Source organism: Mycobacterium toneyamaense, assembly GCF_055384815.1.
The window spans coordinates 2,861,594-2,886,828 of record NZ_AP040333.1 but is presented as its reverse complement, the minus strand read 5'-3'; the positions used below and the strand labels follow the sequence as shown (position 1 = coordinate 2,886,828).

Sequence of the window (25,235 nt, the reverse complement as noted above, 5' to 3'; positions counted from 1 at the left end):
CCCGACAAGTGCCACCACGAAATCGATATCCCGAATCGCTGACCACATTGAACAAATTTCGTTAATGTGTGCAAATGCCCGCCAAGCCGCCGACGCCGCGCACCATCTCGCCGGCACTACTCGAAGCCACTGCGGAGACGCTCCATCGTTTGGGCCCAAGGCAATTCAGCCTCACCGCGGTGGCCGAAGCCGCCGGCGTCTCGCGTGGCACCGTCTACAACGCGCTGGGCGGTCGTGACCACGCCATCAGCGTCGCGCTGGACCATCTGGCCTCCAGGTTCGTCGACGGCATGGCCGCGGAGATCGACAAGCAGTCCACGCTGGCCGACCAGGTGGCCGCAGCTGCCGTCCTGATCTGCGCGCACCGGCAGAGTTCACCCTCGGCGCCGCAGAAGGGCATCAACGAGGGCATTGTCGTCCTGCTGTTGCGCAACATCGGCGAAGACCTCATGAAGCGCGCCGTCGAACTCTGGAAGCCGCGCGTCAAGGCCGCGCAGCGCGACGGTGAGATCGGCGCCGGCGTCGACCCGGCGCGCGCCGGCGAATGGATCGTCCGGGTGCTGCTGAGCTTCGAACTGCTCCCGCCCATCGGCGTCAACCTCGACAATCCCCGCGCCATCCGGCGCTTCGTCACCGACCACATCATCAATGGACTCAACGGAGAGGCACCATGACCACACCCGACCACGAAGTGGTCATCATCGGCGCCGGGCCGGGCGGCATCGCCTCGGCCCACCTGCTGCAGCAGAAGGGGATTCACGACTTCGTCATCCTCGACCGGGGCGACGACTTCGGCGGCACCTGGCGTGACAACCACTACCCCGGGCTCGCCGTCGACATCCCGTCGCTGTGGTACCAGTTGTCGTTCGCACCCAACCCCAACTGGTCCCGGTTCTTCGCGCCGGGGCCCGAGATCTACGCCTACCTGCGCGACACCGCCGACAAGCTGGGCCTGCGACCGCACCTGCGTGCGGGTGCCGAGGTGCTGCGCCAGCAGTGGGACGACGACGCCGGTCTGTGGCGGCTGTCGATTCGCAACCAGCCCGACGTGACGGCCCGGTTCCTGATCAGCTCGGTCGGCGGATACGTCAACGCCAAGAACGTCATCGACATCGACGGCATCGAGGATTTCGAGGGCACCATCCTGCGCCCCAACGACTGGGACGACGACTACGACGTGCGCGGCAAGCGCGTCGCGGTGATCGGCACCGGCTCCAGCGGAGTGCAGATCACCGGGGCATTGTCCGGGGTCGCCGCCAATCTCGATGTGTACCAACGCACTCCGGCCTGGGTACTGCCCAAGGTCGACTTCGACATCCCGCCGTGGCTGCGGCGGGTGCTCAGAGTGCCCGGTGTCGTCAGCGCGGCCAACGTCTTCGGACGGCTGCTGATGGACGTCGCCATGGTCGTGCCGATCGTCCACGTCTTCTCCCGGCTGCCCCGCTCAGTGCTGACCAGGCTCATGCCGCTGTACGACGGCAACAGCCGCAACCTCTACCGGTTGCTGCTGCGGTCGACAGTGCAGGACCCGGCGACCCGCAAGGCGCTGCTCCCCCGCTACGGCATCATGGCCAAACGGCCGGTGATCTCCAGCGATTTCCTGCCGGCCCTGAACCACCCCGACACACACCTCATCACCACACCCATCGAACGCATCACCCGCGACGGGATCCGCACGGCCGACGGCGTGGACCACCCGGCCGACCTGCTGGTCGCCGCCACGGGCTACGAGCTGTGGACCGACCCGGAAACCTACCGGCCCGGAACCATCACGGGCGCAGGCGGGTTCGACCTCGCCGAGTACTACCGCGCCCACGGCCTGCACGCCTACGCCGGCACGGCCCACCCCCGGTTGCCGAACCGCTGGGAGATCGTCGGCCCGCTCGGGTTCGTCGGGTTCGCCTGGATGGACTACGTGGAAACCGTTGCCGCCCATGCGGTTCGGATCATTGCAGAAGCCCGGGACCGCGCCCACGCCCCGGTCGTCGCGGTGACGGGCGACGCGTTCCACAAGTGGAACGCCCTGATGGACCGCCGCGGCCGGACCGCGCACACCTACTACACCCGCAAATCGGCGCTGCGCACCTATTTCGTCAACTCCCAGCACGAAACGCCGTACTACCGGCCGCAGACCATCACCGGGGCAAGGATTTTCGCGCGGCGATCGCCGCTCACCGACTACGAGTTCAGCGCCGTCCAGGCGGCCACGATGAGCGAGGAGCTCAGCGCATGACCGATCAACCGCTGGCCGGCAAGGTCGCGTTCGTCACCGGAGCCGCGCGCGGACAGGGCCGTTCGCACTGTGCCCGGCTGGCACGAGCCGGTGCCGACATCGTCGCCATCGACGCCTGCGCGCCCGTGGCGGAGGCCAACGGGTACGCGCCGGCGACTCCCGCGGATCTGGCCGAGACGGTGAACCTCGTCGAAGGCGAGGGCCGCAAGATCTACGCGAAGCAGGTCGACGTCCGGGACGCCGAAGGCCAGCAGCGCGTGGTCGCCGAGACCATCGAACAGTTCGGCCGGCTGGACATCGTGGTGGCCAACGCGGGCGTGCTGAACTGGGGGCGACTCTGGGAGATTTCTCCGCAGCAGTGGCAGGACACCCTGGACATCAACCTGACCGGCATGTGGAACACCATCCGTGCCGTGGTGCCGGCGATGATCGCGGCCGGCAACGGTGGGTCCATCATCGCCACGAGTTCGGCCGCCGGCATCAAGGCCGTGCCGGGTTGCGGGCACTACTGCGCCAGCAAGTTCGGCGTGGTGGGCATGGTCAACGCGCTGGCCGTCGAACTGGGCGAGTTCGGCATCCGCGTGAATTCGGTACACCCGTACGGCACCGACACCCCCATGGGCAACGACGTGTCGATGTACCAGGTCCTGCAGGATCATCCGCAGTACATCCACAGCTTCTCCCCCGGCGCGCTGCCGACGGATTCACTGATCAAGCCGGATCAGATCTCCGACATCGTGGTGTGGTTGGCGAGCGACGCGTCGTCGTTGGTGACGGCTGCGCAAATCCCGGCAGACAAGGGTTATCTCAAGATCTGACCGGGTAACCTCAGTCGCCATGGCGAAGTCGAACGCCGGGGTGGCAAACAACAGTCTCGACGCGCAGGCGCGCGCCACACAGTTCATGCGCTCGGCCCTCGACATCCTCGGCGAGACCGGCCGCACGGAATTCACGGTGCTCGAGGTCGTGGAGCGGTCGAAGACGTCGTTGCGGGCCTTCTATCAGCACTTCGCCACCAAGGACGAGCTGGTGCTGGCGTTGATCGACGCGATGCTGACCGAGTTCACCACCACGTGGCAGGCCGAGGCGGCCGGGCTGAGCCCCGCGGAGGCGCTACGTGAGCTGGTCGACCGCATCTGCGTGCCGCCCGCGTCCAGCACGCAGGACAGCATCAATCGCGGGCTGACCTTCTACCACGATCGCCTGGCCGAGACGATGCCCGACGACTACGGCCGCGTGCTGACACCGTTGCACGCGCTCATCGTCGACATCGTCGAACGCGGAATGGCCGATGGCACCTTTGCCCCCGGCCTCGACGTCGAAGCCACCGCGGCTCTGGTCATGCAGACCATCTTCGGCGCCCTGCGGCTGCGGGCCCTCGGACCGGGCCTCGAACTCACCCCGATCGGCAGCGAGCGCATCTACGCCTTCTGCCTGCGCGCGCTGGAGAACTGATGACTTCCGGCCCTGTCTGAGCCGCTCCACGGCAGGCAGGGTGGCCTCATGATGAAAACCGCCGTCACACTTGGAGAAATCGAGGACGCAGTTCATTCGGCCTGTCACGCACCGTCGTTCCACAACAGCCAGCCATGGATGTGGGTGCTCGAATCGACCACGTTGCGGCTTTTTCTCGATCCCGACCAACTGGTGGACACCGACAGCGCCGGCCGTCAGGCATTGTTGAGCTGCGGCGCGGCACTCGACCATCTGCGCGTGGTCATGGCGGCGCACGGTTGGGAGATTCTGGTCGACCGCTTTCCCAATCCGAACAACCGGCACCACCTGGCCGACATCGACTTCCGCCAATCGGCCGCCATCACCACTGCCCAGCGCAGGGACGCCGACGCTGTCGCGCGCCGGCGCTCCGACCGGCTGCCCTACGGCCCGGTCGAGAACCTCGCGGCGTTCGAGACGCTGCTACGCCTGGCCGTCGAGGACCGCCCGGCGTATGTCGACCTGCTCGCGCCGCAGCAGCGGGACAAAGTAGCCGAAGCCTCGCATCTCGCCGAGGCGCTACGCATGTACGACACGGAATATCACGCTGAATTGGCCTGGTGGACAGCTCCTTTCGGGGCCACCACCGGAATTCCGCACAGCGCCCTGGTGTCGGCCGCGGAATCCGATCGGGTCGAGGTCGGGCGAAACTTTCCGGTGACGCATACCAGGGAACGGCGCCGGCACACCGGAGACGATCAGGCCACCATCGTGGTGATCTCGGCGCTCGACGACACCCCGCAGAGCATCCTGGCGTGTGGCGAGACGTTGTCGGCGGTGCTCATCGAAGCCACCGGCGCCGGGCTGGCAAGTTGCACCCTGACCCATGTGACCGAGCATCCCGCCACCCGCGAGATCATCGGTACGCTCACGGGCCATCCGCTACCGCAGGTTCTCGTCCGAATCGGCGTCGCGCCCGTACACGACGACGTGCCACCGCCGACGCCGCGCCGTCCGCTGTCGGACGTCTTCCACGTCCGGGCCGGCTGACCTCGACGTAGGCTGAGCCCATGCGCGCATGGCGGGTGCGTGAGCCCGCGCCGATCGGGCGCGGCCCGCTCGAATTCGGCTCTGTCGAGGTCCCGGCGCCCGGTGCCGGTGAAGTGCTCATCGCCGTCCGGGCGTGCGGCGTGTGTCGCACGGACCTCCACATCGCCGAGGGCGACCTGCCGGTCCACCGACCGCTCGTCATCCCCGGCCATGAGGTCGTAGGCGAGGTGGTCGCGCTCGGCGAACACACCGATGCGCAGCTCGCCGTCGGTGATCGGGTCGGGGTGGCCTGGCTCCGGCACACCTGCGGCAGCTGCCGATTCTGCCTGCGGGGCGCGGAGAACCTCTGCCCGAATTCTCGCTACACCGGCTGGGACGCCGACGGTGGCTACGCCGAATTCGTCACGGCACCAGCCGATTATGTCCACCGGCCGCCCGCGGGCTACACCGATGCCGAACTGGCGCCGCTGCTGTGCGCCGGCATCATCGGCTACCGGTCGCTGCTTCGGGCCGACCTGCCGGCCGGTGGCCGGCTCGGCATCTACGGCTTCGGCGGCAGCGCACACATCACCGCGCAGGTGGCGCTCGCCCGCGGCGCCGAGGTGCACGTCATGACCCGCGGCGAGGCCGCCCAGCAACTCGCGCTCGATCTCGGTGCCGCCTCGGCCCAGGGCGCCACGGCCCGGCCGCCCGTCGACCTGGACGCCGCGATCCTGTTCGCACCCGTGGGCGATCTGGTGTTGCCGGCGCTCGAGGCCCTCGATCGTGGCGGCACCCTGGCGATCGCCGGCATCCACCTCAGTGACATCCCCGCGCTGAACTACCAGCGGCACCTGTTCCAGGAACGCCAGGTGCGGTCGGTGGCGTCGAACACCCGCGCCGACGCCCGGGAATTCCTCGCCTTCGCCGGCACCCACCGCATCGACGTCACCGCCCCGGTCTATCCCCTGGATCAGGCGGACCGCGCCCTGGGCGATCTGGCGGCCGGACGCATCTCTGGCGCCGCGGTCCTGCACGTCGGCTGACTCAGAACAACGCAGGCTGCACCGCCCCGGCGGGCACTGCCGCCGGGGCGGTACGCATGGTGTCAAGTCTGTTGGCCCGGCCGCCGAGTCCGTATCGCGCCACCAGCGGCGCGACCCGCTTGCGCAGCTGTTCGCGGTACTCCGGGCCGAGATACGCACCGCGCCCGTATAATTCGCGATATCGGGGCAGCAGTTCCGGATAGATCGAGCCCAGCCACGCCAGGAACCAGCCCCGGGTCGCGCCGCGCAGATGCAGCCCGAAGACCGTCACGCCCGTGGCACCGGCCGCCGCGATCCGCGCCAGCAGCGCCTCCAGGTGTGCTTCCGAATCGGTCAGGTACGGCAATACGGGCGCGACCATCACGTGGCAGTCGAGCCCGGCCTGCGTGATGGCCGAGATGAGCTCCAAACGCGCGGCGGGCGTAGGGGTTCCGGGTTCGACCGACCGATGCAGGTCCGGGTCCAGCATCGCCAGCGACACCGCGACACTGACCCCGACCCGGGTACCCGCCTCGACGATCAGCGGCAGGTCGCGGCGCAGCAGCGTGCCCTTGGTCAGGATCGAGAACGGCGTCCCCGAATCCGTCAGTGCCGCGATGATTCCCGGCATCAGCGCATACCGGCCCTCGGCCCGCTGATAGGGATCGGTATTGGTGCCAAGCGCGACCGCGTCGCGCGTCCACGAGCGCCGAAAGAGCTCCCGCCGCAACACTTCCGCGACGTTCGTCTTCACCACGAGTTCACGGTCGAAATCATTTCCGGAGTCGAAGTCCAGATACTCGTGCGTGGGGCGGGCGAAACAGTACCGTTCCCTGTCAAGTCCACGCATGTTGCGAATGCGCTGCCAGGAATTCAGGGGACCGACGTGATCTGACTGTGACAGGTTGATTTGGTGCGGTAGCAAGTTTCGATTCTGCATCCGCTGATCGAAGGAACACGGTGCGGAGCAGTTGTCGTATTCGACGAACGTGACTATGTGCGGGTTCTCTGGGTTCCGGCAAAGAGCGGTTGTCGGACTTCGACTTCGATGCCAAACTCGAACATCAACCCGGCCACCATCCACCAACTCGCCACCGGCGACTGGATCAGCAAGGGCCAACCCCAGTGCCTGATCGGCTACTCCGGCACCGGCAAGAGTCCCTACTCATCGCATTCCCGACGGCCAACATCGCCAAGATGACGGGCACCGCCGGGCCGAACGCGGATACCGGGTGCGCTGCACCTTGGCCACGCAATAGGTGAACGAACTCGTCGCGGCCGCCGACGACAAGCAACTCACCAAGACCATCAACCGGCTACGGACAGGTCGATCTTGTACTGCTCGACGAGCTGGGCTACATGGAACTCGGCAAACGCGGCGCCGAGTGGCTGTTCCAGGTGTTAGCGACCGACTCACGTTCGGTGGCACCATCATTGAGACTAGAACCAAGTCTTACCGGCTGGCCCATACCCGTAACCAGAAATACCACTGCGGCCTGCTGACAACCTGGCCCACTATCCCGCGGTGTGCTGCTGCGCGAAGTCGCGTATACAGGCACTGACGTCGGCGACGTCCTCACAGGGCAACATATGTGACGCATGCGGCCACAGTCGATGATTCCAGGACGGCACAACACTACGCATCCGCTCAATTCCTTTCGCAGAGTCGTGAATGGTGTTTCCCGCCAATAGAACCTGTACCGGCACATCGATCGATCGCAGCATAGAGTCGGGGGTGAATCGCGGAAACGGCGTGCCGAAAGAAGCGAAGGCAGAACCGGCAGTCATCACCAGCTGCATCACTCTATCGAGCAGGCTGCCCGGCACGGGTCGACCCAGCAGCTCCGCTACGGTGCGCTCCTTACGTTCAGCGCCTGGAAGCAGCAGCAGGGCTCCGGTTCGCCAGAATTTCGCAGACAATCGGGCCACGGTGTTGCACGGCTCTATGAGCGTCACCGACGCCAGCCGCTCGGGCATCCGTCCTGCGGTCTGGGCAGCCGTCCAACCCCCATACGAGTGCCCAACAAGGTGCACTCCATCCAAGCCCAGCCTGTCGAGAATCTCGTTTATGCACTGGGCACAATGATCCGCCGTCGTCATCGATTTGGTCTGCACACTTGCACCAGGTTGACCGAGCAAATCGACCGTATAGACCGTGAATTCACCTACCAAGGCAGGTATGTGCTCTGCCCACATCGCAGAGGTCGCCCAAAAGCAATGCAACAACACCAGCGGAATCCCGCCGTCAGGTCCGTGCTGATACGCCCGAACGATCCCGAACTCAGTCGCAACATCGTGGGTAGCATCTGGCACTGGGCTTAGCCGCCGCACACGGTCATAGACAGCCAGATAGCGATCTCGCGATTCCGCGCTACGAAAACCCGACTTATCAGACATCCAACCCCCAGTTGCCGCCCCAACGGATCACCAGTGTTCGATGACCACCTCGCCCATTGTCGGTTACGAGATCGTCTCCTGACCACCTCAGTCGCCCGAGGGCACAGGTGATGGCGCTAACCGAGCCACCTCACTTGCCGCTTTCCACGATCAACGCCTCACTCAGCTTGTCGTCGTTTCCGTCCAACAACGCCAGGAGGGGCCATTTCGTGCCGTCCACCCGGAGCCAAATCAAGTTGACATCGCCAGTGATCTTTATCAGGACCGACTTTCAGGTGTAGCGGCGGGCTCAGTGGTCAACAGACCGACTAGGTCCATTTTGCGGAGTCGTGAGTATCCGGTGACGCCGCTTTGTCGTGCGAGTGTCCTCAACTCCCGAACAGAGAGGCGTAACAGGTCGTCCCGTGTCCGATACACCACCTGGGAGCCAGATCCCATGGGAGTGTTTTGATTAGGGTCGTCCAGCGGCCGCGATAGTACGCGATGATCGTATTCGCTTCTTGCGACTAGGCTCTGGCGGAGCTTTGCACCGTCTTTGGGCCGCACTACGATGTAATCTGCGGTCACCTCGACGGCCTCGACCATGTCGCATTCCTGACGGATCGTGACATCGAAGTCGAAGGTCTGGTCGTCGTAGGCGATCCGCAGAGGCTGGAAGGCAATGATGGCTGCTGCGCCGTTCAGCGGCATAGTCGGACTGACTATGCGGAAATCTTCCCAGGTGCGTTCCGCCGCTCCATTGATTACCAACTCGGCAGCGGACCGAATGGTGTGCGATTCCTTTGCCGACAGCTTGTGCGGCATCTTCAACTGCTGGAACGTAAATCGTTGCAGTACGGAGAGGGCGTGGGCAATATTTGCCCATAGCTCAGCGGATTTGGCGTCTTCAGGTCTAGCTGGTGGTTGCTCCGCGTTCACGAGCGCCGGGCCATTCGGTACCGAGATTGCCACTTTGTGCTGACCCGACCAAAGTCGCTGCGCGAACCTCAGTTCTGGGAGGACACGATGAGGTAGTTTGCCTCCGATCGACACCTCCCAGCTGTTCAGTGACATGGTTCCGCCGGCTGGCTCGACGCGTAGTTCCATTGCGATGGCATCGCCCTCCGCGCGCATCGCGCGGCCCCCGCGCCCCTCCGTCGTCACGAGCAGGCCCAACTCAACAATCATGAGGTCGTTGTGGTTCGGTTCAGCCGGAAAGCTGTAGAAGGCGAGCGATTCCCACGGGCTTGGGACAACAGCGTCAGTGAGGCGAAGCGAAGCCGGAGTGGCTAGCTGTGGGATTGATCCGGGCGGACCGTATGCCTCAACGACCTCTGCGGCAACGGGATCGCTCGGAGCAATACCGTACTCATAGAAGCGTTTCAGCTCAGCGGTGTTCGTTTCGTCGGCAGAGATTTTCACCCGCAAGCTGATTGGGTCGTACGCGGCCGCCTGCTCTGAGATAGGGGTGATCGAGAGTTCGATGTAATAGTCAGCGCTTACTCGACGGTACGTTGTGACGCTCGAACGCGAGTCGTTGCTGGGGCGTAAATCCTTGAGTAACTGCTCGAGTTCGGCCGCTGGAATGAGGGTCAGACGATACTGATAGAACGGACTAATGTCGTCGATGGTCTCTTGAAGTTCGCGGTAGCGCTTGGCGACCGCATCGATTCGTGCATCACCCGAATCCCCATTGCCCTCATCCGGATTCAAGGTTAGAGCGGCGATCATCTGCTCAAGCCGCTGGTAGCCCTCGCCAAAGAAGTAGTCGACCAGGCGGGGGTTCTCTGCGGCCCATCCGTTGATATGGGACAACCCCTTCCACGCGCAGGGAAAGGAGGCGTCAGCGGTGAGTTCAGTGAACCACTGCTCACGCTCAGCAGTTGGGTCCCAGGGCATGACGAGGTACCAAGCGGTGATCGAGTTCTCCGCGCCGAACTCATCGTTCACGCGTCGCCACGACGCTTTGACCTTAGCCGCCTGGTCAGACTTTAGAGCTGACGCATACTTTTTGACTTGGTAGATGTCATAGCCGCCATCGGTGGGAACCTTGATATCAACTCCCTGATCACCCTGGGATGGTGTGATCCGGGTTCCGTTAGGAAAACGAAGAAGTATCAGCGCGGCCACAAAGTCTTCGACCGTGTTCCCTTCAATGCTTCCCCAGGGCACAACTGTCATTGCGCGCCTTTCATCTCGTGGGCCTAGTTTGGGTATCGACCCAGTATCCAGGCAGGAACCATATCGCCATGATGATCGGAAAGCCGTTACAGCGAAGACGGCTTTGTCCTCCACAGTGCATATTGACTGGACACGCCGCGGAGATCCTAGCTGCACTTGCACCCGACTGGCGCCCCCGGGGCCACCGATGACGCCGCTGTGCACGGCGACTTGCCAGATTCGATGCGAATCGGCAATGCGGGGTCACAGTTGTGTCGCTAGGCACCCACTCTTGTCGTGACCACTGCTACTGGCCGGATAGGGTTCGATAGGACGTAGCGGGACTCTGTGAGTGAGATTGTCCGCCAATATGCATCGGGCACATCATCGGACCCAGAGAGCCCCGCCATTGATGGCTGATATGCACGAGGGGGTAATCACCTATGCCAGTCGACGGACGGGTGCCGTGGGAACGTGTTGAACATACAGCAGCCAAGCATGATATCTATAGCCGTTATCTGCACCGCTGGTTTCCTATCATCCTCAGTGACGATTCGTGGAAATCCGCAACCTACGTTGAAGGATTCGCCGGTCCGGGCGTCTACTCCGGCGGCGAAGACGGGTCGCCCATCATTGCGATCCGTGCATTCACTGAAAAAGTGTCCAACCCCGCGAAAACCGCGCGGTTCTTGTTCATCGACGATGATCAACGCTGCATCGACATGCTCCCGGGACAGCTCACACGCGCTTTTCCTCAGCGACCGCGGCCAAAACCGGAAATGCCGGTCTCCATAAAGCTCGGCAAGTGCCAAGACATCCTCGAATCCGAACTCGACGAAATGGGCGCCTGGGGCACGCCTATTATCGCCGTCCTCGACTCGTGGGGCAACAGCCCGGTTCCTTATCGACTCATGCAGCGACTCGCTGAAAACCGCGGATCAGAAGTGGTAATCACCTTCAAACCGCAACACTTCGTCCGGTTCGTAGCTGACCTTGGCGAAAATGCAGACGATGTATTTGGCGGCGACCGAACGTGGCGTCAGGCCGGGACAATCGACAGCAGCCAAAAGCGACAGTTCATCCTCGACTGCTATCGCAAGGCACTTAACAACGCCGGATTCGCCTACCTACTCGACTTCGAACTCATCGACCGTCGAGGAGACTCGCTGTACTTAATTTTCGCAACCAACCACCGCCGAGGGGTGGAGAAGATGAAGGACAGCCTCTGGGAAGTGGACAAAGCCTTCGGGGTCGGATTTCGCGATCCGCGCGATGAGCAGCTCGAAGCGCTGTTCGAGTTCGAGGATCCGCAACTTGCCCCGCTGACGCGCCTGCTGAAGACACGGCTTCAACAGACCCAGCAAGAGCGCGTGGTAGCACTGCGCGACTACGCGCTATTCAACACGGTTTTCCGGCCCGAGCATGTCATCAGGGCATTGAAACCGTTGGTCGACTCAGGATTCCTCAAATCCGACACCGGCGGCAAGCAAATTCGTATTTCGTCAACGGTTCGCGTCTCCAATCTAGATAAACAGTCGGATTCTTGATACCATTTGAGCTGCCGGATAAATGAATACGGGCTGAATTAGAGGAGTTGATTATGGCGGCCAGCAATATCGAATGGACTGAATTGACATGGAATCCCGTTACGGGCTGTGACCGTGTGGCCGCCGGTTGTGAAAATTGCTACGCGATGACCCTTGCGAAAAGATTGAAAGCGATGGGGTCGGAGAAATACGTGAACGACGGCGACCCCCGGACTTCCGGCCCGGGCTTCGGAGTGACGATTCACCCGGCTGCGCTTGCCCAACCTTTTGGGTGGACCAAGCCGCGGCTCATATTTGTGAACTCGATGTCCGATCTATTTCATGCCAAAGTTCCGATCGGATTTATCCGCGACGTGTTCTCGGTCATGCGGGAAACTCCCCACCACACGTATCAGATTCTCACGAAGAGGTCACTTCGCCTCAGCCGTATTGCCGACAAACTGGACTGGCCACCGAACGTCTGGATGGGGGTGTCGGTGGAGTCTGCCGATGCTGTCGACCGTATCGACCACCTACGGACGGTGCCCGCCACGACGCGCTTCCTGTCTTGCGAGCCACTACTGGGCCCGATCCCCCAACTCAACCTGGACAGCATCGATTGGGTGATCGTCGGTGGCGAGTCTGGTCCGAACGCTCGCCCAATGGAAGCTGGGTGGGCGCTGGATATCCGCGACCAGTGCGGTCACGCCGCCGTGCCGTTCTTCTTTAAGCAGTGGGGCGGCCGTACCCCGAAGCGCAACGGCCGCGTACTCGATGGACGGACGTGGGATGCGAAACCCAAACTCGCGGCGGCCGCAGTCGAGTCGCAACGGCACTCCGCGTGAACGAGAGGTAGCCGATCGACGCCACGCAAGGAGCTTCGACCACTTGGAGATGCTTGTCATCGTGATTGCCTGCTCGTGTGCATCGAGGTGACGTTAGGCAGCGTCCGGTTGACGGATTGCCTGAGCTGCTCGTTCTCGGTGGTCAGGATGTTGACGATCCGAGCGTAGGTTTCGTTGGTTTCACGCAGCTCATTGAGTTCTTCACGTGCCTTGTTTAGCTTATCCTTCAGTGCCGCAAGCTCTTCTCGTAGCGCGAGTTCGCTTGCGGGGGTGTGTCCTTGGGCACGGATTCGCGCGTAGAACTCGTCCTTGAGGTCGGTGTGGCGGTGGGTCAGGACGTGTCGTTTGACGGCGGCTTCTGCCGCGAGCGACACAACGGTTAGGGCACCGTCCGACCGTAAGGGTGTGCCGGCGAGCAGTCTGCCCATGGCGGCTCGGATTCCGTCTCGTTCAGCTGTTGCGGTCATGTGTTGTCCTTCTCCGGCGCGGTGATGCGTGTGTGGTCGTGGGTGTCGGCTATCTCATCGAGCCGTCTCGCGCGCTGGCTGAGCCGGTCGGCGACCGGGACAGGGGTCAGGGCGGCGGCGGCCTGGGCGCGGAGTTGTTCGGCCTTGATGCGCAGTTGACGAGCGTTGGTGTCGGTGCGTGCGATGTTGGGGCAGTTGTTTCGGCAACGGTCCAGGCTCGGCGCTTGGGCGCCTTTCCCGTTGTCGTTGTTGGGATTACAGAGAGCCCGGCTGGGGTCGTAGTTGCAGGTGAGGTATGCCTCGTGGTTCTCGAACACGGTCAGTGCGGGGTCGTTGAGCAGAGCCTTGGCTTGTCGGTGGGTTGTGACGATCCCGCCGAATTGATGGTGTTCGGTGCGGGCGGCGGCGATGAGACGTTGAGCCGCGGGACCGGAAACGCCCTCTCCACGTTGTAGAGCGTCATGGACGTCGCTGAGGTGTTCGGCGGCGGCGCGAGCGGTTTCAAAGTCGAGCAGTTCATGGATACCGCCACGTTGCCGGGCTGCATACCCCTGGCTGACGATGGTCCGCAGGTGCCCGTACTGGACCGCGAGCGCGATGAGTCCGCCCGGTCGACGGGCGATATGCCAGGCAAGCGTACGGCGGAAGCGGGAGCTCCCAACTTTGCCGTGTGGGTCGGGAGGGATCGCGGGCTCACCGTCAGATGTCTTCGTATGGTTGTTGATCCACGCGATGAAGCCCTCGATGCGGCCATTCATGCCCGAGAACGACATAGAGCGGCCGTCATGGCTGGCCCGGTCCCTGGGGAACAACAGTCCGCAGTCGGTGAGCTGTTCAGCGATTCGGATCGCCGCGACCACCTGTGGCACTGCGACCCATGGGGCCTCACGCAGCGTTCCGGCGGACATATGGTTGCCATGTTCGTCGCGGGCGGTTTTGAAGTGACGGGCGCGGATGAGGTAACGGCGGGCTTCCCCGGTGTCACCTGCTTGTTGCGGGTCGGGGCAACATCCTGGTTCTAATGCGAGTACCTCGCTGGTCCGCATACCGGTCAGATACACAGTCACCACGAACGCGGCGGTCCTCAAGTGGCGAATGAGCATCTCGACGTCGTGGTAGTCGATTGCATCGATCCACGGTGCACCGTCAACAGAGGCAGTGATCGGGATATCCAGCGGGCATGGGCCAGGGTGTTGGTCGCGGTATTGCCGCCATTCCAGACGTTTGCACACGGCGTTAACTCGTGGGATTGACGTTTGAGTGATCGCCGCGATGTAGGTCGCGCTCGTGGCGAGGGGTACCTTGCCTCCGGTGAATGTCGGCAGCGGTTTTCTGCCAGATCTCAGCCGGCGGAGATAGGCGAGCAGCCGTGTGTCGTCCTCATCGCCGGTCAGGTCGGCCACAACCTCCTGGAGCCGCTGGCGCTCGGCGCTGGCGGCAAGGATGTCGGGTGCGAAGTCTTCGACGAACCGCAGTGCCCATATCAGCAGCGGTCCCATGGTGGCCGCGGTGATTGGTTCTGTCTCGTTCTCGCCGGCGGCCGTAGCCGCGGGCAGGTAGTCGTCGAGCCCTTCTGTCTCCCATGGTGGTTCGGCGATACGCAGCTCGACGGGCAATAGCGGGGCGTAGGCGTGCAGCCTGCTGATCCCGTTGAGCTGGTTTATTGCGGTGGCGCGTGCGACCCTCCGCTGCGATGACAAGTAGCGGCAGTAGTCCGCGAGGGTGTCGGCGGTGACGTCGCCGAGGCTGATCACACCTTGTCCAGCCAGCCAGTGGGCGAACAGCCTCCAGTAGGTGCCGGTGTAGAAGGTGCGCAGTTCACTCAGGCGTGCCCGCATCGGTGTACCGCGGCGGATACGGGCGGGACGAAGGTGTGGATCCGGCACCGGGTGGTTGAGCATTGTCCACGCAGCAAGCCGCATCTGCTCACGCAACGGTTCCGGAAATGTCGACCAGTGCCACGTGCGTTCGTTGATCGACGGTGCATCGCTGGTGAAGGTGACTGGCCATGATGGTGCGTCGTAGCGGACGATTCGGTGTCGGCGCGGCTCGGGGACGGTGGCCGGGTCCATGATCGGGGTGCTCGGCGATGGGAGGACCAGCAGCGGGGCGGACTGCTGCGGGGTTGTCATGCGTCGAACCCCCGTTGCAGCAGGTCGTCGATGACAGCCCGGTCGATGGCGGACAGCCCCACCAGCGCGTCCGCCCATTCGACCGGGGTGAACGCTGTGTCGCGCAGATCAGTTAAACGGCTGTAGTGATCGCGCCAGTCGTGGTCCCACACCGCAGCAGTCAACACGCCGCGTAGCTGCTCGAGGACGGCGTGCAGATACGCCAACCGCGGCAAGTGCCGCGGGGTGACGACAGCGTTCGGGCAGGCCAGACAGAGCAGAAACGATGCGCGACATGGGCTGCCGTGCGGACTGAACGGACTGTGCTCGTAGTCGCTGCAGTTGGCGGTGGCCGTGTCTGCGGAGCTATCGCTGGCGTGCTCGTCACGTTCGACGCGGGCTCTCACCACCTGCCGAGCGTGGCTGATCGCCTCGGCGACACCCTCGGCGATGATAGGCGCCGCCTCCTCGTGAGTTGCCGGGTCACGCAACACGTAGGCCTGGTCGTGGGTGTCTTGGCTGTGCTGGGTCGGCGTGCGCCGGTGCGTGACCACGACCGTGCGACGCATCCTGCGCAGATTCACCTGGAGACCGGTCACGACACCCCATTGTTTGATGTCGTTGTCGCGGTATCCGAGCCGCATCCCGACCTCCCCTGCCTGGATCCTGCTGAGCCGCGACACCAATAGGCGGTCGGTCGGTTCTCCCCTAGCTGCGAGCAGATCCCGCCCCGCCGCGGTAGCTTCAACGGCGCGGGTGATCAATCTGCCTGAGGAATTCGGGCCCCAGTCGGTCAGGTTGCGGGTCTCGTAGCGGTGCGGTGGTCGTCGGCGTCGCTTCTCCAGTTCGATGCGGTACGTGATCTGCTGATCCTCCTCGGTTGTCGCGAGGATCTCCGGAGCGGGCAACTCAGCGACCGAGGTGGAGTTCCAGCCGTGTCTCGCGACCAGCAGCACCGCCAGCGATACGATCTCGATGTTTGACAAATACAGTCGTCGCCAGGTGAATTCAGCAGTTGAGCCACCCAGCACACCAGCCACCTCGCCGTACACCTGGCGCTGACCGTTGGGTTTGACGCGGGACGGGACGTCGCCATGACAGGCTAGGTGATCGAGGATCTGGCCGATCCTCCAAGCATCGGAGCCAGTGGCGAATTCATCCGACCGCCACGCCATCAGGAGGCGACGGTTCTCGCTGATACGCTGCCATGCGGTGCGGAAATTCAGGGTCGCAGCCCGAGTGATCCGTTCGAATTCATCTGGACTGTAACCTGTTTCGGTCGGGATCGGCCTGCGGGAGGGTTTCAGAACCAGATTCCGTGTCGCGACGGGCAGCCTCGGATCCTGCCGTAGAAAGGCAGCGACCTTGCTGATCTGTTTGGCACCCATGCTGTTCGCATCCCGGCTCAACACCCACGATCGCCAGATCGCCGGAGTGATCGACGAGATGTCGCGCGGCGGCGCGTCGAATGCGGCGAGGAACCCGGTGAATGTCACGAGCAAGCCGAAGACCTCTTTGCTCGTCGCGATCTGCCGCCAGGGTCCAGCCGGACCCAGCCGGTCGGCGAACAACGCCGCCAGGGACCGTTGCATTTCACTCGACACCGGCAGCCTCGCGAAATCGTAGACAGCTCGGCGATCACCTTTCTCATCGACGTGCACTATCACCGTCGCCGACTCGTCCGACATAGCTCGTCGGCGGTGCGGCGTGGCCGGTAGGGCGGCCGAGTTCCCCCGGGTCACGAGGTCGCCTCGTCCGTGTCGAGGACTCGTTCGGACGTCGCCACGATCCGCCCGAGTAGCTCACCAATACCGGGGTTATCGTCGTCGATCAGCAGCGAACGGACCTGTAAGTCCGACACCGGTGCAAGGTAAATGTCACGTGTCACTTGCTCGCTCGAATGTCCGAGTAAGTCCTTGACCATCCGCCACGGGTCGCCATAGAGCTGGTGGAAATCTCTACGCTGTTCGGCGGTCAACTCGAACCGGTTGTCCATCACATGATGCAGCGCCACCAGCATGTGCAGCGCGAACGAGTGGCGGCACATGTGCGGAGTGGCGAAAGGTGGATGAGACATATTCTGTCCCAATATATTCCGGCAGCGCTGCGAGCCGGCGCGGAACACTGCCTCCCATGAATGCGGCATGAATGGGGTGCCGTCCGCTCCCAACCACAACCACAATGGCTCCAACCCTGTTGGGCCTTCAATGAATAATCCGAGACGCTCCCTCGGACTGAGAGCATCAGCAGTTGCTTGCCCTACAACGCCGTCGCGGTCTCTCCAATGCAGAATCGTCCGCAGCCGTCCCGACTGGCCGGTCACCACCCGCACCCGATCCAGTTGCTCGTAGCGCCCTGCAACTTGCGCACGACGGATCACAGCTTGACGACTTGTCGCGCAATAGGCCTCAACCGCCCGCAATGCCGCCGTCGAGATGTAGAACGTGCGCGACTTGCCGCGTTTGGCCGTGGCCGACGCCAACCGTGCGTCGTAATACCGCTGCGGTTCCCCCAGCAGCCTCGGCAGCTCAGTGGTCAACAGCGACCCGGCCTCAGTGCGGCGCAACCCGCTGGAAAACAGCACATCGGCGAAGGCCGCATTGCGGTCGTCGTGACGGCCACGGAACGATCGATCACGGCGCCCCCCAGCGTCGTAGCCCCGCAGCCCGACATCGCGCCACAAACGGAACGCGCGCGGAGTCAGCCATCGCACATTGCTCGATCGCACATCAGTCGCATACGCCTCGGGAACCTGAACCAGATCGCCGTATCGATCGCGAACCGTTTTCGTCGACACCGGATTTGCGTCGACATACCCTTGCCGGTCGGCCCACCGGTACAGCCGTTGCAAAGCTGCCAGCTCCCGATTCCATTTCGCTCCACTGACTCGCACCGGGTTGTCCGGCGACCGCCTCCGCCAGTCCTCGAAATCCATAAGGTCATCGGAAGTCGCAGCATCCCAATACGTTCCGCGCAGCCACAGGAAGTTGAAGAACACCCGATAGTCGTTGGTGTAAGACACCTTCGTAGACTCGGCCAGCCTCGTGAATCCCGACCGACTGAAATACCGGCTCAACCGTCCGTCGACCCGACACCGCGGATCCACCATGAATGGATCACCCACGCCGATCCGAGCTGCCCGCTCTCGCGCTACCAGATCGTCCCAACCGGCCCCGACCGAATTACTAGCCTTCGGCCGCACCGCATCGGACACCCAATGGACTGTCCACAACTTGCCCAACATTCACCTCACGTGTCACAACATCACCTGCAATAACACGTCAAGTTAATAGGGAAGTTGTCGCACGCGTGCGAACATCCGCGGTAGGCGTTGACGGTGTACCGGAACGGCAGATTCGACGCCTTGGGCACCTTGTTCAGCGCCGACTTGCACAGCACCTCGTGGAACGTGATGCCGTCGAACTTGGGAACCCGGACACTGCGGACCAGCCCGAGCCGTTCAAGGCCCGGTAAGGCTCCGTCCGCTTCTGCCCGCGCCACCGCCTGCCCGTCCCACCGCACACTTCATTCGAACATTTGTTCGACGTGTTTGTCAAGCCTCGGCTGGTCCGTCGATGAGCAACAGATGGTCGATCGCGGTGACGGTCTCGGGGGCCAGCCCCTCGCGGATCACGGCTTCCAACAAGCGGGCCGCAACGGTCCGCAGCTTCGACTGGGTGGCCTGCGAACGCCATTTCAGAATCTCGAAAGCGCGGTCCGCGTCGATGCCGTAGGCGGCCATCAGGATGCCCTTGGCCTGGTCGATCACGGAGCGCGATTCCACCACCGAGGCCATGGCCACGGAGAGGTCGGACTGGATGCCGGCGGTGACGTCGATGTAGTAGCCGTGGGTGCCGGTGATCTCGCCGTCCTCGTCGGTCATCCGGTCACTGACGACCACGACCCAATGGATTTTTCCAGCAGAATCGACGATTCGGTGCCGGCTGCTGAACAACCCACCGGTCTGCACGCGCTCGAGAATCTCGGCGACCTTGGCGCGGTCGTCCGGATGCTTGTGACTCAGCAGCAACTCGGTGGTGGGCTCGACCTCCCCCAACGCATAACCGTGCATGCGGGCCACCGCTTCGGACCACACCCAGCGCTGCTCGGCGACATGGAACTGAAAGCTACCGACATGTTGCGCAGCGCCGCCGCCGAACACGGCAGCGACGTCCCAGGATTCGGAATCGGCGATTTCGCCGTCGGTTTCACTCATGTCGTTGTGGGTGGCAGGTAGCCATAGCCATCGTAACGCGCTACCGGGATTCTCCGTCCGGCTTGCCGGGTACGAGGCCGACATGACGCATATCGGTTATTTCCTCTCCTGTGAACAGTTCGATCCCCATGACCTGATCGCTCAGGCCAGACGAGCCGAGGAAGCCGGTTTCCACGCGCTGTGGGTTTCTGATCACTTCCATCCGTGGAACGACGAACAGGGCCAGAGTCCGTTCGTCTGGGGCGTTCTCGGCGCGCTGTCCGAGGTGACGGCACTGCCGGTGACCACCGCGGTCACCTGCCCGACGTTCCGGATGCACCCCGCGATCATCGCGCAGGCCGCCGCCACGGCCGCCGTTCAGCTGCGCGGTGGTTTCCGGCTGGGTGTCGGCAGCGGAGAGGCGCTCAATGAGCACATCCTGGGCGACCCCTGGCCGTCGGCCGGAGAACGGCTGGACCGGCTCGCGGAAGCGGTGTCGCTCATCCGGGCGCTGCACCGAGGGGAAGAACTGAACCACGACGGCCGCTACTACCGGGTCCAGGACGCCCGCATCTACACCCTGCCGGATCACCGCATACCGATCTACGTATCGGGGTTCGGCCCGCAGGCGACCCGACTGGCCGGGCGGATCGGCGACGGCTACTGCATCACCATGCCCGACGCCGACCGGGTCGCGCTCTTCCGGGAGGCCGGCGGCGGCCGCAAGCCCGTGCAGGCCGGCATGAAGGTCTGTTGGGACCTGGACCCCGAATTCGCGGCGGACACGGCGCAGCGCTTGTGGGCCACCGAGCAACTACCCGGCCAGCTCAACCAGATACTGCCCCGGCCAACGGATTTCGCGTCCGCTGCGAGTCTGGTGACGCGCGAAGCGGTGACGGATGCCATCGTGTGCGGGCCCGACATCGACGCCCACGTCCAGCAGGTGCGCAAGTACGTGGATGCCGGCGTCGACGAGATCTATGTCCAGCAGATCGGCCCGGACATGGACGGCTTCTTCGACGCCTGGGAGCGCGACGTCCTCCCGGAGTTCCAGACCTCGGCCTACGCCTGAGCCGCCGCCTGGCGCTCGGTGTGCGCACCGCCGCTGGCGAGCTCGCCGCCGGCCGATTCCAGATGGGCACGGACGAACCACTGGAACTTCTCCAGTTCGGCGACCTGACCGATCAGCATGTCCTGGGTGACCAGATCGAGCTCGTCGAGTTCTTGGATGGCCTTGCGCGCGTCCCTGATGACGCCGTCGTAGACCAGATCCAGCGCGGCGAGGTGCGACTGCGCGGTATCGCGGCCGATCGAGTAGTCGTCCCACGTGCGGTATTTGAGAATCGCCCCCGGCGTACCGTCCGGCGATGCGCCCAGCGCCGCCAGCCGCTCTGCGGTCTGGTCCGCGTATCCGCGCACCAGCTCGACCTGCGGATCGATCATCTCGTGCACGCCGATGAAATTGGGGCCCACGACATTCCAATGCACGTGCTTCAGGGTGAGGTGCAGGTCGTTGTACGTGCTCAGCTGAATCTGGAGCAGCACCCGGATCCGGCTGCTCTGCTCTTCGGAAAGGCCTGGAATGGTGAATTCGCTCATGGCCTGCCTCTACCCCTACGGCATCCGGGACAAACACCGTTTAGTACCGGCGGCACCCGGGTACCGCCCCGGGGTGACCGCTGTCGAAGTGCCGTTGACGCCTGGGCGGCCGTTTCCGGCGCGCCGAAAGCGTTTGGGCGCCGTCCTGTACGGACTCGTCAGCACGACCGACCACAAGTTGATCGGCCAGATGTACCTGGCGGTGTCGTTCGCCTTCTTCTTCAGCGCCGGGATCATGGCGTTGCTGATGCGCACCGAGCTCGCCATGCCCGGCCTGCAGTTCCTGTCCAACGAGCAGTACAACCAGCTGTTCACCGTGCACGGCACCTTGATGTTGCTGTTGTACGCGACGCCCGTCGTGTTCGGTTTCGCGAATCTGGTGCTCCCCCTGCAGATCGGCGCACCCGACGTCGCCTTCCCGCGGCTCAACGCGCTGTCGTTCTGGCTGTTCCTGTTCGGCGGGCTGCTGGTGCTGGCCGGATTCGTCGTTCCCGGCGGCGCAGCGGACTTCGGGTGGAAGGCCTATACCCCGCTGTCCGACGCGGTCCACTCGCCGGGCTCCGGCGGGGACCTGTGGGCGGTGGGCCTGATCGTGTCGGGCCTCGGCACCATCCTCGGTGCGGTCAACATGATCACGACCGTGGTCTGCATGCGCTGCCCCGGGATGACCATGTTCCGCATGCCCATCTTCACGTGGAACATCCTCGCCACCGGCGTGCTGATACTCCTGGCCTTCCCGATCCTGACCGCGGCCCTGTTCGGTCTGCTGGCGCAGCGTCATCTGGGGGCACACGTCTACGACGCCGCCAACGGCGGCGCGATCCTGTGGCAACACCTCTTCTGGTTCTTCGGCCACCCCGAGGTGTACATCGTCGCGCTACCGTTCTTCGGCATCGTCACCGAGATCATCCCGGTGTTCTCCCGCAAGCCGATATTCGGTTACACCACACTGGTTTACGCGACGTGGGGCATCACGGTGCTGTCGGTCGCGGTGTGGGCGCACCACATGTTCGCCACCGGCGCCGTGCTGCTGCCGTTCTTCTCGTTCATGACGTTCCTGATCGCGGTTCCCACCGGCATCAAATTCTGGAATTGGATCGGCACCATGTGGAAGGGGCAGTTGAGCTTCGAGACGCCGATGCTGTTCTCGGTCGGCTTCCTCGTCACCTTCCTGCTGGGCGGACTCTCGGGTGTACTGCTGGCCAGCCCGCCACTGGACTTCCACGTCACGGACTCGTATTTCGTTGTGGCGCATTTCCATTACGTGCTGTTCGGCACCATCGTGTTCGCCACCTACGCCGGCATCTACTTCTGGTTCCCGAAGATGTGCGGACGGCTGCTCGACGAGCGCCTGGGCAAGCTGCACTTCTGGCTGACCTTCATCGGCTTCCACACCACGTTCCTGGTGCAGCACTGGCTGGGCGACCAGGGCATGCCGCGGCGCTACGCGGACTACCTGCCGGGCGACGGTTTCGACGCCCTCAACCTGGTCTCCACCATCGGGTCGTTCATCCTTGCGCTGTCTGTGCTCCCGTTCGTCTGGAACGTGTTCAAGAGCTGGCGCTACGGCGAGCCCGTCGTCGTCGACGACCCGTGGGGCCACGGCAACTCCCTGGAGTGGGCCACCACCTGCCCGCCACCCCGGCACAACTTCACCGAACTGCCCCGAATCCGTTCGGAGCGACCGGCTTTCGAGCTGCACTACCCGCACATGACCGAACGGATGCGCACCGAGTCGCATGTGGGCCGTTGACCATCAGTGGTGCAGGCGGTCGTGCAATTTCTCTTGTTCGGCGGTGTCCCGGCGTTCGGCGTCGATGACGTCGTCGCGGGCTGTCGACGAGGTGACGATGAGTTCATCGAGCTTGAGCAGTATCGCGCCGGTCTGACGGTTGGTGGTGTGCTGAATGACGAAGAGCATCACCAGGGCAACCAGCGCGTTGGTGGCATAGACGGCGGTTTGCCACCAGGGCGGGAAGCGTGTGACGATGCCGGCCAGCAGGGCTGCGGCGACCGCCACGAAAACAGCGACGCTGATGCGCAGCGAACCGGCCCAACCGATGATGGCGTCCATCGCCCGGGCACCCGGTTTGACGGCGTTCATGGTCAGCCGGTGCTTTCCCGTTCTTCGAGTCCGACGGCCTCCCGCAGTTCTTTCTCGTCGTCGCGGATGCCGTCGTTCTCATCGCCCTGGTGGTGCATCAAATCTGCCAGTGCGTCGGCGATGGCGTTGAGTTTGTGCTGAATCGCGTCATCGGAACGCCTCTGGGTGTTCTGCAGCAGAGCGACCAACAGGAACGTGATGATCGTCGTGATCGTGTTGATGACCAGCTGCCAGGTATCGACGGTCATGAGGGCGAAAGTCGGCGCCCACACGATCACCAGCAGCACGCACGCCAGGAAGAACCAGGCCCGGGAAACGATTTCGGCCGTGGTGGTGGCGAACCGGTCGAACATGGACACTTTGTCGGACACGCCGGACGGCATCACGTCCGGGTCGGGATTTTCGGAGACGGTCATGACGCGTCCTTTCGTGGTGCAGCCCTGTTTACCCGGGACGTGCCCTCGGCAAACGGCACCGGCTGCATCAGGAACTCCACCAACACGTCTGACATCGCACCGATGCCATCGCGCGGCACCACCTCGTACGCGTGAGTGCTCAGCGTGGGCAGGCACAGCAACCCGGCCGCGGCCGTGTGCCCGTTCGACTTGGCATGCGACGCATCGGATTCGAACGCGCCCAGGACCGCCGGCTGCGGATCGGTGCCCAACTCGGTCGCCACGTCCACCAGCCGGTCCGCGACGCCCTTGTCGTAGACGCACTGCGCGTCGCTGTAGCCGACGATGGGCCCACCTGTGACGGTGGTGCCGTACTCGGCTTCGGTCGGGCCGACCTCGAGTGCCAGGGTCAACTCACCAGGCAGGGCCCGGCTGGCGTACGAGCCACCGAGGCCGCCGACCTCCTCACTGACCGTGCACACGAAATACACGTCCTGGGGCGGTCTTTCCGGCCGTTGGCGCAACTCGCGCGCGGCAGACAGGAGCACCACCAGCAATGCTCTGTCATCCATGAAATAGGACCCGAGATAGTCATCGATCTCGACGAGTTCCCGCTTGCTTCGGTGCACGCACACGCGAGCGCCGGGACGGATGCCGGCTTCGGCCAACTGGTCCGGTGTGCGGCCCGTGAACACGTACACATCCGACCAGTTCAGCGCCCGGTCACCACCGTCGGGTTTGGTCTGCCAGATCTGCGGACTTTCCTGGGTGGTGTGTTCGGATCCCACTGTGAGGACACCGCATACGTGTTCCCGGTCACCAAGCATCAGCACGGGTCCGAGGCCGAAGTTCGCGGGGTACATCGTGCCCAGCGGAGTCAACCGCACTCTGCCGTCCGGCTGAATTCGCTTGACGAGCATCGACAGTTCGTCCATGTGAGCCATCACGCGGATGGGCGAGTGCTCCTCGTCGCGCGCCGACGAGGACACCCGCCCCACCACGTTGCCGGCCTTGTCGACCCAGGCGCTGTCGACCACCGGCGCCAGCTCGCGCAGGCAGATCTCACGGACGGCGTCCTCCTGGCCACAGGGTCCGTACGCCCACAACAGTTCCTGCAGCAGCTGGATCATCGGACTCAGCGGACGCTCGAGATCACGTCCCGCACACGGTCGAGCATCGCGGCGAACGGTCCGACGATGAGGTTCGCGGCCGGGGACTCCACGCCGGGATGTGGCCGGGTCGGCGCGACTGCCTCCGCGAGTTTGGCGATCTCGCCCATACGCTCGAGCTCCTGCTGCGACAGCTCGGTTCCGAGCTTGGCGAACTCCTCCGCCTCCTCGTGCTCGGCGTGCGCGATCACGGCGTCGCGGAGTTTCGTCAGCTTGCCGGTGAACTCCTTGCTGTCGACGTCGAGCGACTCCAGTTCGGCGAGTAGCTTTTTCGCCTCGTGCTCCTCTTCCAGCCTGGCATCGACGACCTTCTCGCCACCGGGCAGCTTCTGCTTCGCCCGCGGGTGCACGATCTCCTCCTCGGCGGTTTCGTGCACCGCGAGGAGCCGGCGCAGATCCCGGAACGACCTCGCTCTCTCGTCGCCGGCCAGCACCAGGGTCTCGGTGAACAGTGACTTGATCTGCTCGTGCTGATCAGTGAGGAGATCGATCACATCAGACGGGGATTTGAGGGCGTGTGAAGCCATATTTCCTCCTGTGAGAACGTCAGACGCGCTCGGGCCGTGA

Annotated in this window: 23 protein-coding genes and 2 pseudogenes; 11 read left to right on the top strand and 14 right to left on the bottom strand. The window is 63.8% G+C overall.

Going from position 1 to position 25,235, the window contains the following annotated elements:
• Positions 1–74: 74 nt before the first annotated feature.
• Genes ACZ5IQ_RS14030 through ACZ5IQ_RS14005 form a run of 6 tightly spaced genes read left to right on the top strand, consistent with a single transcriptional unit; the run spans position 75 to position 5,742 of the window.
• Positions 75–674: a TetR/AcrR family transcriptional regulator gene (locus ACZ5IQ_RS14030; protein ID WP_135356378.1), complete on the top strand. Its 600-nt coding sequence runs from the start codon at positions 75–77 to the stop codon at positions 672–674.
• Complete coding sequence (locus tag ACZ5IQ_RS14025; RefSeq protein WP_464481378.1) at positions 671–2,233, top strand: flavin-containing monooxygenase; 1,563 nt, start codon at positions 671–673, stop codon at positions 2,231–2,233. Before ACZ5IQ_RS14030 ends, ACZ5IQ_RS14025 begins: the two co-directional genes overlap by 4 nt.
• Positions 2,230–3,051 carry a mycofactocin-coupled SDR family oxidoreductase gene (locus ACZ5IQ_RS14020; RefSeq protein WP_464481377.1) on the top strand — a complete coding sequence of 274 codons (822 nt, stop codon included), beginning with the start codon at positions 2,230–2,232 and terminating at the stop codon, positions 3,049–3,051. Before ACZ5IQ_RS14025 ends, ACZ5IQ_RS14020 begins: the two co-directional genes overlap by 4 nt.
• Positions 3,052–3,070: 19 nt before the next feature.
• Positions 3,071–3,688 (top strand): TetR/AcrR family transcriptional regulator, encoded by a 618-nt coding sequence (locus ACZ5IQ_RS14015; RefSeq protein ID WP_133426707.1) that lies wholly within the window; start codon positions 3,071–3,073, stop codon positions 3,686–3,688.
• 48 nt (positions 3,689–3,736) lie between these two features.
• The gene (locus ACZ5IQ_RS14010) at positions 3,737–4,717 is read left to right on the top strand and encodes an Acg family FMN-binding oxidoreductase (protein ID WP_464481376.1); all 981 of its coding nucleotides are present in this window, start codon (positions 3,737–3,739) and stop codon (positions 4,715–4,717) included.
• Positions 4,718–4,737: 20 nt separating this feature from the next.
• Entirely contained in the window at positions 4,738–5,742 is a 1,005-nt protein-coding gene (locus ACZ5IQ_RS14005) for a zinc-binding alcohol dehydrogenase family protein (RefSeq protein WP_464481375.1), read from the top strand.
• A 1-nt stretch (position 5,743) separates the two neighbouring features.
• Here ACZ5IQ_RS14005 and ACZ5IQ_RS14000 read toward each other — a convergent pair whose 3' ends face one another.
• Positions 5,744–6,571: a radical SAM protein gene (locus tag ACZ5IQ_RS14000; protein ID WP_464481374.1), complete on the bottom strand. Its 828-nt coding sequence runs from the start codon at positions 6,569–6,571 to the stop codon at positions 5,744–5,746.
• A 173-nt stretch (positions 6,572–6,744) separates the two neighbouring features.
• On the opposite strand from ACZ5IQ_RS14000, the pseudogene ACZ5IQ_RS13995 reads away from it, so the two are divergent.
• Positions 6,745–7,283, top strand: a pseudogene (locus ACZ5IQ_RS13995) (ATP-binding protein); the annotation flags it as partial.
• Here ACZ5IQ_RS13995 and ACZ5IQ_RS13990 read toward each other — a convergent pair.
• Positions 7,237–8,118, bottom strand: coding sequence for an alpha/beta fold hydrolase (locus tag ACZ5IQ_RS13990; RefSeq protein WP_464481373.1), 882 nt, complete (start codon positions 8,116–8,118; stop codon positions 7,237–7,239). The pseudogene ACZ5IQ_RS13995 and the gene ACZ5IQ_RS13990 sit on opposite strands and share 47 nt — an antisense overlap.
• A 258-nt stretch (positions 8,119–8,376) precedes the next feature.
• Entirely contained in the window at positions 8,377–10,278 is a 1,902-nt protein-coding gene (locus ACZ5IQ_RS13985) for a hypothetical protein (RefSeq protein ID WP_464481372.1), read from the bottom strand.
• 422 nt (positions 10,279–10,700) lie between these two features.
• Between ACZ5IQ_RS13985 and tcmP the strand changes: the two genes are divergently transcribed.
• Both tcmP and ACZ5IQ_RS13975 read left to right on the top strand, forming a co-directional pair.
• A complete protein-coding gene (tcmP, locus tag ACZ5IQ_RS13980) occupies positions 10,701–11,804 on the top strand; it encodes a three-Cys-motif partner protein TcmP (RefSeq protein ID WP_464481371.1) in 1,104 nt (367 codons plus the stop codon).
• A gap of 53 nt (positions 11,805–11,857) precedes the next feature.
• Positions 11,858–12,628, top strand: a complete 771-nt coding sequence (locus ACZ5IQ_RS13975) for a DUF5131 family protein (protein ID WP_464481370.1) — start codon at positions 11,858–11,860, stop codon at positions 12,626–12,628.
• Between the two features lie 56 nt (positions 12,629–12,684).
• On the opposite strand, the gene ACZ5IQ_RS13970 is transcribed toward ACZ5IQ_RS13975, so the two are convergent.
• The 6 genes and pseudogenes from ACZ5IQ_RS13970 to ACZ5IQ_RS13945 all read right to left on the bottom strand — a co-directional run bounded on the left by ACZ5IQ_RS13970 (position 12,685) and on the right by ACZ5IQ_RS13945 (position 19,422).
• Complete coding sequence (locus ACZ5IQ_RS13970; protein ID WP_464481369.1) at positions 12,685–13,095, bottom strand: hypothetical protein; 411 nt, start codon at positions 13,093–13,095, stop codon at positions 12,685–12,687.
• Positions 13,092–14,933: an integrase gene (locus tag ACZ5IQ_RS13965; protein ID WP_464481368.1), complete on the bottom strand. Its 1,842-nt coding sequence runs from the start codon at positions 14,931–14,933 to the stop codon at positions 13,092–13,094. Before ACZ5IQ_RS13965 ends, ACZ5IQ_RS13970 begins: the two co-directional genes overlap by 4 nt.
• A 290-nt stretch (positions 14,934–15,223) precedes the next feature.
• On the bottom strand, positions 15,224–16,894 hold the full coding sequence (locus tag ACZ5IQ_RS13960) for a hypothetical protein (RefSeq protein WP_464481367.1): 1,671 nt from the start codon (positions 16,892–16,894) through the stop codon (positions 15,224–15,226).
• Positions 16,895–16,944: 50 nt separating this feature from the next.
• Positions 16,945–18,450: a site-specific integrase gene (locus ACZ5IQ_RS13955; RefSeq protein WP_464481366.1), complete on the bottom strand. Its 1,506-nt coding sequence runs from the start codon at positions 18,448–18,450 to the stop codon at positions 16,945–16,947.
• A gap of 59 nt (positions 18,451–18,509) precedes the next feature.
• Positions 18,510–18,728: pseudogene (locus tag ACZ5IQ_RS13950) on the bottom strand (Rv2578c family radical SAM protein); the annotation flags it as partial.
• A 31-nt stretch (positions 18,729–18,759) separates the two neighbouring features.
• Entirely contained in the window at positions 18,760–19,422 is a 663-nt protein-coding gene (locus tag ACZ5IQ_RS13945) for a PAS and ANTAR domain-containing protein (RefSeq protein WP_464481365.1), read from the bottom strand.
• A gap of 82 nt (positions 19,423–19,504) precedes the next feature.
• On the opposite strand from ACZ5IQ_RS13945, the gene ACZ5IQ_RS13940 reads away from it, so the two are divergent.
• Entirely contained in the window at positions 19,505–20,473 is a 969-nt protein-coding gene (locus ACZ5IQ_RS13940) for a TIGR03557 family F420-dependent LLM class oxidoreductase (RefSeq protein ID WP_464481364.1), read from the top strand.
• Here ACZ5IQ_RS13940 and ACZ5IQ_RS13935 read toward each other — a convergent pair.
• On the bottom strand, positions 20,464–21,000 hold the full coding sequence (locus ACZ5IQ_RS13935) for a Dps family protein (protein WP_061000711.1): 537 nt from the start codon (positions 20,998–21,000) through the stop codon (positions 20,464–20,466). The genes ACZ5IQ_RS13940 and ACZ5IQ_RS13935 overlap by 10 nt on opposite strands.
• A gap of 73 nt (positions 21,001–21,073) precedes the next feature.
• Between ACZ5IQ_RS13935 and ctaD the strand changes: the two genes are divergently transcribed.
• Entirely contained in the window at positions 21,074–22,753 is a 1,680-nt protein-coding gene (gene ctaD, locus ACZ5IQ_RS13930; protein WP_464481363.1) for an aa3-type cytochrome oxidase subunit I, read from the top strand.
• Positions 22,754–22,756: 3 nt separating this feature from the next.
• On the opposite strand, the gene ACZ5IQ_RS13925 is transcribed toward ctaD, so the two are convergent.
• Genes ACZ5IQ_RS13925 through ACZ5IQ_RS13910 form a run of 4 tightly spaced genes read right to left on the bottom strand, consistent with a single transcriptional unit; the run spans position 22,757 to position 25,195 of the window.
• Positions 22,757–23,104, bottom strand: a complete 348-nt coding sequence (locus tag ACZ5IQ_RS13925; protein WP_286150037.1) for a low affinity iron permease family protein — start codon at positions 23,102–23,104, stop codon at positions 22,757–22,759.
• Positions 23,105–23,106: 2 nt separating this feature from the next.
• Positions 23,107–23,520 carry a low affinity iron permease family protein gene (locus tag ACZ5IQ_RS13920; protein ID WP_061000709.1) on the bottom strand — a complete coding sequence of 138 codons (414 nt, stop codon included), beginning with the start codon at positions 23,518–23,520 and terminating at the stop codon, positions 23,107–23,109.
• Entirely contained in the window at positions 23,517–24,629 is a 1,113-nt protein-coding gene (locus ACZ5IQ_RS13915) for a M42 family metallopeptidase (protein ID WP_464481362.1), read from the bottom strand. Before ACZ5IQ_RS13915 ends, ACZ5IQ_RS13920 begins: the two co-directional genes overlap by 4 nt.
• A 5-nt stretch (positions 24,630–24,634) precedes the next feature.
• On the bottom strand, positions 24,635–25,195 hold the full coding sequence (locus ACZ5IQ_RS13910; protein ID WP_061000705.1) for a hemerythrin domain-containing protein: 561 nt from the start codon (positions 25,193–25,195) through the stop codon (positions 24,635–24,637).
• Between the last annotated feature and the right edge of the window lie 40 nt (positions 25,196–25,235).

What these genes read in the sequence shown, in the direction of transcription:
- ACZ5IQ_RS14005 (WP_464481375.1), top strand. Translation starts at nt 4,738, where the DNA reads ATGCGCGCATGGCGGGTGCGTGAGCCCGCGCCGATCGGGCGCGGCCCG.
- tcmP (WP_464481371.1), top strand. Translation starts at nt 10,701, where the DNA reads ATGCCAGTCGACGGACGGGTGCCGTGGGAACGTGTTGAACATACAGCA.
- ACZ5IQ_RS13910 (WP_061000705.1), bottom strand. Translation starts at nt 25,195, where the DNA reads ATGGCTTCACACGCCCTCAAATCCCCGTCTGATGTGATCGATCTCCTC.
- ACZ5IQ_RS13915 (WP_464481362.1), bottom strand. Translation starts at nt 24,629, where the DNA reads ATGATCCAGCTGCTGCAGGAACTGTTGTGGGCGTACGGACCCTGTGGC.
- ACZ5IQ_RS14000 (WP_464481374.1), bottom strand. Translation starts at nt 6,571, where the DNA reads ATGCGTGGACTTGACAGGGAACGGTACTGTTTCGCCCGCCCCACGCAC.
- ACZ5IQ_RS13935 (WP_061000711.1), bottom strand. Translation starts at nt 21,000, where the DNA reads ATGAGCGAATTCACCATTCCAGGCCTTTCCGAAGAGCAGAGCAGCCGG.
- ACZ5IQ_RS13920 (WP_061000709.1), bottom strand. Translation starts at nt 23,520, where the DNA reads ATGACCGTCTCCGAAAATCCCGACCCGGACGTGATGCCGTCCGGCGTG.
- ACZ5IQ_RS13985 (WP_464481372.1), bottom strand. Translation starts at nt 10,278, where the DNA reads ATGACAGTTGTGCCCTGGGGAAGCATTGAAGGGAACACGGTCGAAGAC.
- ACZ5IQ_RS13925 (WP_286150037.1), bottom strand. Translation starts at nt 23,104, where the DNA reads ATGAACGCCGTCAAACCGGGTGCCCGGGCGATGGACGCCATCATCGGT.
- ACZ5IQ_RS14015 (WP_133426707.1), top strand. Translation starts at nt 3,071, where the DNA reads ATGGCGAAGTCGAACGCCGGGGTGGCAAACAACAGTCTCGACGCGCAG.
- ACZ5IQ_RS14010 (WP_464481376.1), top strand. Translation starts at nt 3,737, where the DNA reads ATGATGAAAACCGCCGTCACACTTGGAGAAATCGAGGACGCAGTTCAT.
- ACZ5IQ_RS13940 (WP_464481364.1), top strand. Translation starts at nt 19,505, where the DNA reads ATGACGCATATCGGTTATTTCCTCTCCTGTGAACAGTTCGATCCCCAT.
- ACZ5IQ_RS13970 (WP_464481369.1), bottom strand. Translation starts at nt 13,095, where the DNA reads ATGACCGCAACAGCTGAACGAGACGGAATCCGAGCCGCCATGGGCAGA.
- ACZ5IQ_RS13955 (WP_464481366.1), bottom strand. Translation starts at nt 18,450, where the DNA reads ATGTTGGGCAAGTTGTGGACAGTCCATTGGGTGTCCGATGCGGTGCGG.
- ACZ5IQ_RS13975 (WP_464481370.1), top strand. Translation starts at nt 11,858, where the DNA reads ATGGCGGCCAGCAATATCGAATGGACTGAATTGACATGGAATCCCGTT.
- ACZ5IQ_RS13960 (WP_464481367.1), bottom strand. Translation starts at nt 16,894, where the DNA reads ATGTCGGACGAGTCGGCGACGGTGATAGTGCACGTCGATGAGAAAGGT.
- ACZ5IQ_RS14030 (WP_135356378.1), top strand. Translation starts at nt 75, where the DNA reads ATGCCCGCCAAGCCGCCGACGCCGCGCACCATCTCGCCGGCACTACTC.
- ACZ5IQ_RS14025 (WP_464481378.1), top strand. Translation starts at nt 671, where the DNA reads ATGACCACACCCGACCACGAAGTGGTCATCATCGGCGCCGGGCCGGGC.
- ACZ5IQ_RS14020 (WP_464481377.1), top strand. Translation starts at nt 2,230, where the DNA reads ATGACCGATCAACCGCTGGCCGGCAAGGTCGCGTTCGTCACCGGAGCC.
- ACZ5IQ_RS13965 (WP_464481368.1), bottom strand. Translation starts at nt 14,933, where the DNA reads ATGCGGGCACGCCTGAGTGAACTGCGCACCTTCTACACCGGCACCTAC.
- ACZ5IQ_RS13945 (WP_464481365.1), bottom strand. Translation starts at nt 19,422, where the DNA reads ATGAGTGAAACCGACGGCGAAATCGCCGATTCCGAATCCTGGGACGTC.
- ACZ5IQ_RS13990 (WP_464481373.1), bottom strand. Translation starts at nt 8,118, where the DNA reads ATGTCTGATAAGTCGGGTTTTCGTAGCGCGGAATCGCGAGATCGCTAT.